This is a genomic window from Bacillus thermozeamaize (assembly GCA_002159075.1).
In the GTDB taxonomy this organism is placed as follows: Bacteria; Bacillota; Bacilli; order ZCTH02-B2; family ZCTH02-B2; genus Bacillus_BB; species Bacillus_BB thermozeamaize.
The window spans coordinates 1-9,264 of record LZRT01000100.1; the positions used below are offsets into that span (position 1 = coordinate 1).

General features: G+C 57.2%; 9 protein-coding genes, 4 tRNA genes and 1 other annotated feature. Of the genes, 1 reads left to right on the forward strand and 12 read right to left on the reverse strand.

The features are described from left to right. Nucleotides 1-6: 6 nt before the first annotated feature. Nucleotides 7-111: a sequence feature (possible 16S ribosomal RNA but 16S or 23S rRNA prediction is too short), on the reverse strand. 433 nt (nucleotides 112-544) lie between these two features. Next, on the forward strand, nucleotides 545-784 hold the full coding sequence (locus BAA01_05095) for a small acid-soluble spore protein Tlp (protein OUM85550.1): 240 nt from the start codon (nucleotides 545-547) through the stop codon (nucleotides 782-784). Nucleotides 785-838: 54 nt separating this feature from the next. Here BAA01_05095 and BAA01_05100 read toward each other — a convergent pair whose 3' ends face one another. From BAA01_05100 to BAA01_05155, 12 genes are all read right to left on the reverse strand, one after another. Then, nucleotides 839-1,354: a hypothetical protein gene (locus BAA01_05100; GenBank protein OUM85551.1), complete on the reverse strand. Its 516-nt coding sequence runs from the start codon at nucleotides 1,352-1,354 to the stop codon at nucleotides 839-841. A 49-nt stretch (nucleotides 1,355-1,403) separates the two neighbouring features. Continuing rightward, nucleotides 1,404-2,015 carry a 5-formyltetrahydrofolate cyclo-ligase gene (locus BAA01_05105; protein OUM85552.1) on the reverse strand — a complete coding sequence of 204 codons (612 nt, stop codon included), beginning with the start codon at nucleotides 2,013-2,015 and terminating at the stop codon, nucleotides 1,404-1,406. 75 nt (nucleotides 2,016-2,090) lie between these two features. Next, nucleotides 2,091-4,436 carry a hypothetical protein gene (locus BAA01_05110; GenBank protein ID OUM85553.1) on the reverse strand — a complete coding sequence of 782 codons (2,346 nt, stop codon included), beginning with the start codon at nucleotides 4,434-4,436 and terminating at the stop codon, nucleotides 2,091-2,093. A gap of 258 nt (nucleotides 4,437-4,694) precedes the next feature. Further along, entirely contained in the window at nucleotides 4,695-5,714 is a 1,020-nt protein-coding gene (locus BAA01_05115) for a tRNA N6-adenosine(37)-threonylcarbamoyltransferase complex transferase subunit TsaD (GenBank protein ID OUM85554.1), read from the reverse strand. Nucleotides 5,715-5,743: 29 nt separating this feature from the next. Continuing rightward, the gene (locus BAA01_05120) at nucleotides 5,744-6,244 is read right to left on the reverse strand and encodes a ribosomal-protein-alanine N-acetyltransferase (protein OUM85555.1); all 501 of its coding nucleotides are present in this window, start codon (nucleotides 6,242-6,244) and stop codon (nucleotides 5,744-5,746) included. Then, entirely contained in the window at nucleotides 6,237-7,016 is a 780-nt protein-coding gene (locus tag BAA01_05125; protein ID OUM85556.1) for a tRNA N6-adenosine(37)-N6-threonylcarbamoyltransferase complex dimerization subunit TsaB, read from the reverse strand. The genes BAA01_05120 and BAA01_05125 overlap by 8 nt, the downstream gene beginning before the upstream one ends. After that, on the reverse strand, nucleotides 7,013-7,504 hold the full coding sequence (locus BAA01_05130) for a tRNA (N6-adenosine(37)-N6)-threonylcarbamoyltransferase complex ATPase TsaE (protein ID OUM85557.1): 492 nt from the start codon (nucleotides 7,502-7,504) through the stop codon (nucleotides 7,013-7,015). Before BAA01_05130 ends, BAA01_05125 begins: the two co-directional genes overlap by 4 nt. A gap of 4 nt (nucleotides 7,505-7,508) precedes the next feature. Further along, nucleotides 7,509-8,567: a thiamine-phosphate kinase gene (locus BAA01_05135; protein ID OUM85558.1), complete on the reverse strand. Its 1,059-nt coding sequence runs from the start codon at nucleotides 8,565-8,567 to the stop codon at nucleotides 7,509-7,511. Between the two features lie 154 nt (nucleotides 8,568-8,721). After that, a tRNA-Gly gene (locus BAA01_05140) sits at nucleotides 8,722-8,795 on the reverse strand. A gap of 10 nt (nucleotides 8,796-8,805) precedes the next feature. Then, a tRNA-Pro gene (locus BAA01_05145) sits at nucleotides 8,806-8,882 on the reverse strand. 15 nt (nucleotides 8,883-8,897) lie between these two features. Then, nucleotides 8,898-8,974, reverse strand: a tRNA-Arg gene (locus tag BAA01_05150). A gap of 5 nt (nucleotides 8,975-8,979) precedes the next feature. Further along, nucleotides 8,980-9,067: transfer RNA gene (locus tag BAA01_05155), tRNA-Leu, on the reverse strand. Between the last annotated feature and the right edge of the window lie 197 nt (nucleotides 9,068-9,264).

Here is a 9,264-nt window from a genome sequence, read left to right on the forward strand (position 1 = left end):
AGGATGCAAGCTTCCGCCCGAAGGCTTCCCCTTGCCTCCCCGCTCGACTTGCATGTATTAGGCGCGCCGCCAGCGTTCGTCCTGAGCCAGGATCAAACTCTCCATGAAAAAAGTTCAACTCTGACTCATCAGGTTCGCTTCATTGTGCAGTTTTCAAGGAACATCGCTTTGTTGCTGCTGTTCGTTTATCCTTCTGTCGTCCGCCGCTCACTGGCTTCCTTCGTGAGCGCGACATTTCTCATGGTAACATGCCCAATTTCATTTGTCAAGCATGTTTTCATGCCTTGAATGATTTTTTTGTCTGTCTTGCTGTCATGAATGGCGAACAGCAAAATGTAATATATCATGTGGCAGCATTCAGATCAATGCCTGTTGTCTTGATGAATGCAACTTATTTTGGCATACAGGGCCATTTCACTCAGAAGTATGCCTGTTACCGACGAATATCTTTTGATATCAACTCGATGGGATAGAAATCATCTCACGAGGCAAGCTAATCGGAGAATCGCTCATTGCCTGCCAGACGAAAGGAGAGTCTGCACAGATGTCAAATCCGTTTAAACCAAAACCTGACGATCGCTCTGACAACGTTGAAAAGCTGCAGGAAATGATCGAAAACACCATGGCAAACATTCATGAGGCCCGTGATTACCTGAAAGCCCATGGAGATGAAATGGATCCCGAAGAGGCAAGGCAAATGGAAGAAAAAAATGAGCGCCGGATAACGGCCATCGAAGGCTACCGCGCGGAAATCAAAGACGAAATCAAGCATCAGGATGAATGAAACGACGCCTATCCCGCCCCGCTTGCACAAGCGGGGCGGGACGATTAGGGGCCTTCATCGCTCCGCAAAGGCGTCTTCTCCATAAAACACATGCGAAAGCTCCAGCGTTCCCCCTATTTCGATGATGCCATACGAATAGCTCGGGCTTCTTCTTTTGTCAGTGGGGGAGCCAGGATTAAAGAGAATCAGTCCCTGATAGACATTCTGATAGGGCAAGTGGGAGTGGCCAAAAATGATGACGTCCAGCCTTTCTCCATGAAATGCCTCGTAAGCCCGCTTGGCTGTTTGTTCGCGCGCGCCCCCGTCGCCGTGCACCAAGCCAATCGTGTACCCTCCGAGCTTGATTTTCTCCTTCCGCCTGAACCGCCTGCGGATATGCTCGTCGTCGTTGTTCCCCACCACGGCGACCAGATTGCGATTCAACACCAGTAAATCCTCAACCACCTCTTCCGTCATGAAATCCCCAGCATGCAGGACGACATCCGCCCGCTCAATTTCCTGAACCAATCGAGGCGGCAACCACCGCCCCCGTTTCGGCAGGTGTGTGTCGGACAACACGATTCCCCTCAAGCCCCCTCCTCCTCTTCCTTTTCTTTATTCTAGTGATGATGCCAGTTGGTCATTTTGACGGAGTTTCCGGCATGGGCGGCAACTTTTTCCATCCCGCTTCGGTCAGCACGCCATCCACGGGAAGATCGTGCTTCTCCACGGGGATCTCCGGAACCATCTGGCATTCAAACGAAAGACCGACAGAAATCAGCCGCTTTTTTGATCGCATCAAACTGGATTGCATCAAAAACCGATCATAGTAACCGCCGCCATACCCGATCCTGAAACCACGCCGATCAAAAGCCACTCCCGGCACGAGCAACAGGGCGCGGCAACGGCAGCCTGCGTCCGCATAAGGCATGGTGTTCCCGCATGGTTCGGGAATGCCCCACGGACCAGTTGCCAGATCCTCCCACTGGTGAATCTCGTAAAATTCCATCGTTTCCCTGCTTCGATCCACCTTCGGCGCCAGCACCTTTTTGCCGTCCTGCCACACCTGTTCAATCAAAGGTCGCGTATCCACTTCACTCCGAAAGGAGAGATAGGTGAGTACACATTCCGCCCAATCATACCAAACAGAACGGCATAACCGGCTGGCAATCTGCCTGGAGGCTGCCTGCCTGGTTTCCTCAGGGATCTGATCCCGGGCATGCAGCCATTCCCGGCGCAATCGGCTTTTCAAACCTGTTTCTCTCCTTTGCTTCATATGACCAATCTATACCAAGGTCCCAACCCGATGCAAGAAAAACAGCAAAATCTACGCCCCCCTCGCATCCGTCTGCACGCTGGCGTTTTCCAGACGTATGTCAGCAGACGCCAGCGAAAGCACGATCATCGGAACCACAAGATAGACGATCGCAGTCGCGGCAGCCACAATGCCCGAATCATTGAAAAACAGCGCAGCCACGCTTCCCACCAGAATTCCGCGAAAACCAGCTGCCAGTTGTGGAGAAAACCGTTGCAACCGGCCTTTTCCGCCCATCCTTGGCCGCAATTGCACCAACAAACTGACCAGCAGTGACGTGGCGAACACCTTGGTCCAAATCGAGTATCGGATCAAGCGCCAATTCGTCTCCAGTTTCCGAACAATCAACGCCCGTATCGCCTCCCACTCTCCCTCATTTGAAACTTCCAGCGCCATGCCGACATGCGAATCCTGCACACCTGTTCCGAATGTATTGATCCCCAGCAGGAGAAGGAACGCAAAGAAAAAACCAACCGCCAGGAGCAACAATATCCGCCGGATCGAAGCGTTTGGCTGACGAAGAAATATCCAGGCGCCCGTAAATCCCACACCGGCCGCCAAGGCGCCCCCCGCATTCGCGCCGGTTCCCGGATCGGACAGGACAATCACCCAGCCCAACATGAAACATGCCGTCCCCGCCAGCAACAGCCGGTTTCGCCACGTCCTTCCTGAGGCATGCAGCAGATCCCAGACCAAAGCCACGGTCAAAATGACAGAGCCGACTAAAATGCCCATGTACTCATTGCCAATCCCATAAAACCTCGCTGCCAGCATCGGATCATAGCTCAGCAGCGATTCCCTCAGCCAAACGCCGCCGCGCAACAGGTCCAAGGCCACCGGAAGCCACCCGCAACCGGCTGCCAACAGCAGCCCGACAGGCGGCGGAAACCAACGATCGATCAACCAGGCCGCAAGCAAGGTGACCCCCCAGAGAAAGAGCAGCGCTTGCCAGCCCGCCGCCAGCCAGTCAGACAAAACGAAAAACGCAAGCGGTGCAAAAAGCGTGGCAAAAGCGAGGATGCGCACCCGGGCATACCATTTCTGAAAATGGAACAAACCCACCAGGCCGGCCAGGATGAAGATGGCCATTTGCTGGACAACATACGGCCGCAATACACGCGGCCGCATCTGGTGTGCCCAGTGCATTTGCCCCAGCTCCCGCCAGAACGCATCCTGTTCCGATGCTGTTCCCGCCTTCTGCAGAGCGCAACCGCTCATCCACAGCGGTATGGGGATGCCCAATTGCTGTAACACGGTTGCTGTCACGTCAAGATTGGTCACCACCCCATCCCGCCTCGTGCTCTCAGAACGCAACAAGCCACCGGGTTGCCTTCCCGTCCCTCCTTTTGTTTTCCCCTCCAACCACAGCACCGGCGCAAGCCACATCCCCGCCTGATAGGAGGATTCGTCCACCATCGGCGAGACCACCAGCAACGTGTCCTCGTCGCGCTTTTCGCGTCGCACACCCTGGACAAACCGGGCCATTTCGTTCAAGATGACGGTTCGGACATACACCGCATGCCGGCTGTCCATCTGCCCCACCAGCGCGGATAGCCGATCCAAATCCCCCAGTTCAAAGACCACCAGCCGGACAGCAAACGGCAATGTTCGAAACGCCTGCATCATCGCATCATAATCAGTGGCCATGCCAAACGGCCGCTCCGGTGCTTCCCGCACCATTCTCCTTCCGACTTCACCGAGCGGCGTCCAGCCCGCTTCGTCCATTGTGAGAAGGGGAGCCAGCCGTTTCACCGCAGGCCCACGATCACTGTTGCCGAAAACAGCCGTCCATCCCCCCGATTCCCGGATCAATTGTCCGAGCGCACCCGGTACCGCCACATATTGCTTCATCGCCTGATTTTCGCTCACCAGCCGGGCAATGGCCGGAACCAGTACACCGCTGGTCTGCCATCGTCCGGTCAGCTGCGCATACCATTTGGACGCCCGTACCCCCTCCGGCGGCACCTGCTCCTGTGCATCATATCCATGTGCCTCTTTCACCCCCGCCGCATAGGCGCCTGCGCCCAGTGTCACATAGGCGTGAACATCCTTATGAGTCCGCGCGGTTTTCAACGTCATCGCGCCCAGCCAGCTCTCACCGGCCAGCTCCCGCCAGGCGGGGTGCGCCAAGAGATCGCCAAACGACAGGCCGTTCATCAAGACCAGGATCACCCGGCGATTTCCCGGCATCCTCCCTCCATCCTGCACCTTTCCTTCATCCGGCACCTTCCCTTCCACAGGCGTCTCCTGTTTCGCCCAGATGGCCCCGGAAAACATCAAACCGAGAAACAAAACTGTGAGCCCAAGGCGACGTACCCAGCGAAAACAATCGCGCGCTTTTCCCGGAAACGGCTGCATCTTTTCTCCTCCTCATTACCGGTAGTGTTTCCGGTATCCGGCGCGCTATGTCCGATGTTCGCAAAACACATGATCGGATGCATCGTTCCACAGGATTATCCACAATACCCACAAAGTTATCCACAGAAAAAACAGCCGTGATTCAACATTTTTCGCGGTTTATTCACAGGTTCCACAAACGGCGGCCCGCAAGTTATCCATACGAACACCGCTTGTCCACAAGGCAAAAAAAGGTTGTTTCTCCAAGGAGAAACAACCTCACAAATCCAGCCCGGCCACTGCGTTCAGATCCATTCCCGCAAATTCCCCGCGTTCATATAAAATGTGCCCAGCTGCCGCGATCATCGCTGCGTTGTCCGTGCACAGCGAAAGCGGCGGGATCGCCAAAGGGATGCCCGTCTCCTCCATGCGTTTCCGCAATGCCTGGCGCAATCCCCGGTTGGCCGCAACCCCTCCGGCCAGGATCACCTGACGGACCTGCAATTCCTTGGCGGCCCGCACCGTCTTTTCCACGAGCACCTCAACCACCGCCGCCTGAAAACTGGCCGCCAGATCAGCAAGCGGCAACGTCTCGCCCCGCTCCTCTGCACGCGCAATGACCTGCAGGACCGCCGATTTCAAGCCGCTGAAGCTGAAATCGTAGGATTCCGGCTCCAGCCATGCCCGGGGCAGCGGAATGCTGGGTTCCCCCCGCTGGGCCAAGGCGTCCAGTTGCGGCCCTCCCGGATAGGGCAAACCCAATGAGCGGGCCACCTTGTCATACGCCTCTCCCGCCGCATCATCCCTTGTCTGGCCGACCAGTTCATACTTCCCATGCTCCCGCATCAGGATCAGTTCCGTATGTCCGCCAGAGACCACCAACGCCAGCAGGGGAAACCGCATCTCGCTGACCAGCCGGTTGGCATAGATATGCCCGGCGATATGGTTCACCGCCAGCAACGGTATCCCCCATGCCAGCGCCAACGCCTTCGCCGCCGCCACACCCACCAGCAAGGCGCCGACCAAGCCCGGCCCATAGGTGACCGCCACGGCTGCCAAGTCTTTCTTCTCCACTTCCGCCCGGCGCAGCGCCTCCTCAATCACCCAGGTCACCCGCTCCACGTGATGACGCGAGGCCACCTCCGGCACGACACCGCCAAACGGCTGGTGAAGGTCCATCTGCGAGGCGATCACATTGGAACAGATCCGCTGCCCGTCTGCCACCACCGCAGCCGCCGTCTCATCACAACTGGTTTCGATTCCCAGGATGAGCGTCGCTTGCCGTTCGCCACGCCCCATAGCCGCCCTCCTCTTCACGCCGTTACGGCTCATTCCATGTCCTTCCATTCATGCTGGAACAACGACGACAACCTTCCTTCATCCAATGTCGCCCACATGATCAGGGCATCCTCCAGATTGTCCGTGTAGTACTGGGGCCTCACGCCGGTGACGACAAACCCCAGCTTGTTGTACAGATTTTGCGCCCTGACGTTGGACACGCGGACTTCCAGCGTCATCCGCTCCGCCCCCAGGGACCTGGCCCAGACCATCAGGGTTCCCATCAGCAGCCATCCCAGGCGCCGGCCTTGAACCTCCGGATGGATCGCCACATTGGTGATATGGGCCTCGTCGATCAACACCCACATGCCGCCATAGCCGCGAATTTTCCCTTCGACCAAAAGCACCAGGTAATGGGCCGACTTATTCAGCACCAGTTCATTGTAATAAGCCTGCTTCGACCAGGGATTGGGAAAGGCGGCCCGCTCCACCTCCCAAACATCATCAATATCCTCCAGGCGCATCGGACGTACCTGAACGCGTTCATTCATCCCTGCCCGCCCCCAGCTTTTCAGCTTTTTGCAGAAGGTTTTGTTCCGCCTCTGTCTTTTGCAAATACTGCGGCACAAAACGGTGGATGCTTTCACCTGCCGCCACCACGATCCCCTGATGTCCCCATCTCTCCCGAACGCCTGTCTCATCGGCCCGGCCCATCCATTCCAGGGCCAGGCGGCCGATCACAGAAGGCCGGGGCAGGCGTTGCTCCGGATCGGGCAGGCACAGACGGCTGCCGAGCTGGGATTGCGCCCATTCCTGATGCAACAGCAGATCATCTCCCGTCAGCCAGACGGGACCATCCAGGGGGTCCAATACCCTGGATACCCACTCTTTCCACGGGACCACCATTTCTTTTTGGACCAAACGCAGCCTTCCGCCTTCCCGGCGGTACAAACCGGTATAAACGCGTCCCCGCCGGGCATCAATGAGCGGACAAATCCACCCGTCAACCGGACCCAGACTGGCCGCCATCCCCATCAGGGTGGAGACGCCGACAAGCGGTATCTTCAGCGCCCAGGCCATCATCTTCGCCGACGTCACCCCAATCCGCACCCCTGTATAGGAACCCGGTCCCATCGCCACCGCTATCATTTGCAGATCCCCGGGGCCGACCCCGAGACTGCGCAACAGGGAATCCACGGTGGGCATCAGGCGAACGGAGTGATTTTTCTTCTGATTGGTGATCACTTCACCCAGCAGATGGGTCTCATCCAGAATGGCCACGCCCATCACCAATGTCGAAGTATCCATGGCCAGGATTTTCATGACTCCTCACTCCCCGTGTCGCGCCGCCCGAGGGCAGCCATCCAATCCGACACCCGGCGGCGGCTCCTGGGACCTGTGGCCTCGATGGAAACGACGCGCCGCTCCCCCTGGGCCCGGGCCATGCTCACGTCCAGCCGATCTTCCGGCAGCCATTGCCGGATGATTTCAGGCCATTCGATCACCACAACGCCATCTCCATCCCAATATTCCTCCAGTCCCAGTTCCTCCGTCGGATCCTCCAGGCGGTACAAATCCATATGATACAGCGGCAGGCGGCCCTGGTACTCCTTCACCAAGGTAAAAGTCGGGCTGTTGACTGGTTTCGCGATCCCAAGCCCTTGCGCCAACCCCTGGGTAAAGGTGGTTTTCCCGATCCCGAGCCCCCCGTACAGCGCGACACAATCTCCAGCCTTCAGCACTTCTCCCAGGCATCTCGCCAGCCGCTTCATTTCATCCGAGGTTTCCACTATCAGCTTCCAAGCCACCATCGCTTCATTCCCTTTTTGTGAAGTGATTGTATCCCAGCTTCGCGACCGGTACGGCTGAACCGTCTTGCCTTTTCAAAAACACGCCAAACCCCGCCTGGACCTCACCGCAGCGGTATACCGGCAGTCCCCTTTCCCTGAACGCCTGCTCCAGCACCGGCCAGGCATCCGCGGGAACCGTGCCCAACAACTGAAAATCTTCGCCGCCATACAACGCCCAGTCTTCCGGCGCGATTTGGCAAAACCGGGCGAAATCGCGCACAGGCTCTGCGATGGGCAGGGCCGCTTCCTCGATCCAAACGGCCACCTGGCTGGCTTCCGCAATCTCCCACGCCTCGCTGGCCAGCCCGTCGCTGACGTCATTCAATGCCCCGCCAAACGGCAACGCAGCCAACACCCGGCCGGCTTCAACCCGCGGCAGAGGGCGCTGATGCATCTGCAGGATCGCCGCAAGCCGCCCGGCATCCCCAGTTTGCTCCCACGCCTCTCCCAATCTCGGGTTTAAAAGCGCATGCAGTCCAGCCGCCGAACCGCCTAACGGCCCGGTGACAAACACCTGGTCCCCCGCCTTTGCCGCCGATCGCAACCACGCATGCCCCGCCGCCACTTCTCCAAGCAAAGTCATGGACACGCACAATCCTCCGGGCGAGGAAACCGTGTCTCCACCTACCACCTGCACATCGTATCGCTCCGCCAAATCGTACAATCCGGCATACAATTCCACCAACTCATCCACAGCCCACTCCTCATTGACACCAAGCGTCACCAGGGCAAAGCGGGGCTCCGCCGCCATCGCAGCCAGATCGCTCAGGTTGGCGGCCATCGCCTTCCAGCCGATGTCGTACGGAGACATGGTCTGTCTGGTAAAGTGAGGACCTTGGACCATGGCATCACAGGTCGCCACCAGTTCCATACCCGGACGCAGGCGCACTACGGCCGCATCATCACCGACTCCGACCACCACTTGTGATGAGGGCCGCTGCTTTCTGAGCAAAGTCCGGATCAGTTGGAATTCATCAGAAGGCTTGACCGCTTCATCGGAACGATTGTTGCTGTCGCTCACCATCATCCATCTCTTTCTTCCATCCTCTTTTTCACAGCTTTATCTTTTCACAGCATTATATCAATGATCAACCGCTTTAAGAAAGCAAAGGCTGTCCATCATCGACAGCCTTGGTTTATCAATAGTATTGAATTTTCAAAAACTTAAACGCAAAAAATGGAGCGGGTGATGGGAATCGAACCCACGCATCTGGCTTGGAAGGCCAGTGTTCTACCATTGAACTACACCCGCATCGTCGTTTTGGTCGGGGTAGCAGGATTTGAACCTGCGACCTCATGCTCCCAAAGCATGCGCTCTACCAAGCTAAGCTATACCCCGCTGAGATTGTAAAGGTGGTGTGCCCTGAGGGATTCGAACCCCCGACCTTCTGATTCGTAGTCAGACACTCTATCCAGCTGAGCTAAGGGCACACGTCTGGTGCGGTCGGCGAGATTTGAACTCGCACGGTCTTAACGACCACTACCCCCTCAAAGTAGCGTGTCTGCCAATTCCACCACGACCGCACAATGAGACACCTTTGTGTGATGTCACGGGAAACATTTTAGTATACCCGACCGTTATTTGTCAAGACCGCGCGATCACTCAGGTAAAATCTTACCGAAAGGATTGTGGATCGCTCACGTCAAAATCTTACTGAGGGGATGTGACGTGAGAATGTCTCTACAAAGCCGTCGCGAGTACTTCCGCAAGATGCAGGCAC

What these genes read in the sequence shown, in the direction of transcription:
- BAA01_05130 (OUM85557.1), bottom strand. Translation starts at nt 7,504, where the DNA reads ATGGTGGCTTGGAAGCTGATAGTGGAAACCTCGGATGAAATGAAGCGG.
- BAA01_05115 (OUM85554.1), bottom strand. Translation starts at nt 5,714, where the DNA reads ATGGGGCGTGGCGAACGGCAAGCGACGCTCATCCTGGGAATCGAAACC.
- BAA01_05110 (OUM85553.1), bottom strand. Translation starts at nt 4,436, where the DNA reads ATGCAGCCGTTTCCGGGAAAAGCGCGCGATTGTTTTCGCTGGGTACGT.
- BAA01_05120 (OUM85555.1), bottom strand. Translation starts at nt 6,244, where the DNA reads ATGAATGAACGCGTTCAGGTACGTCCGATGCGCCTGGAGGATATTGAT.
- BAA01_05125 (OUM85556.1), bottom strand. Translation starts at nt 7,016, where the DNA reads ATGAAAATCCTGGCCATGGATACTTCGACATTGGTGATGGGCGTGGCC.
- BAA01_05135 (OUM85558.1), bottom strand. Translation starts at nt 8,567, where the DNA reads ATGGTGAGCGACAGCAACAATCGTTCCGATGAAGCGGTCAAGCCTTCT.
- BAA01_05095 (OUM85550.1), top strand. Translation starts at nt 545, where the DNA reads ATGTCAAATCCGTTTAAACCAAAACCTGACGATCGCTCTGACAACGTT.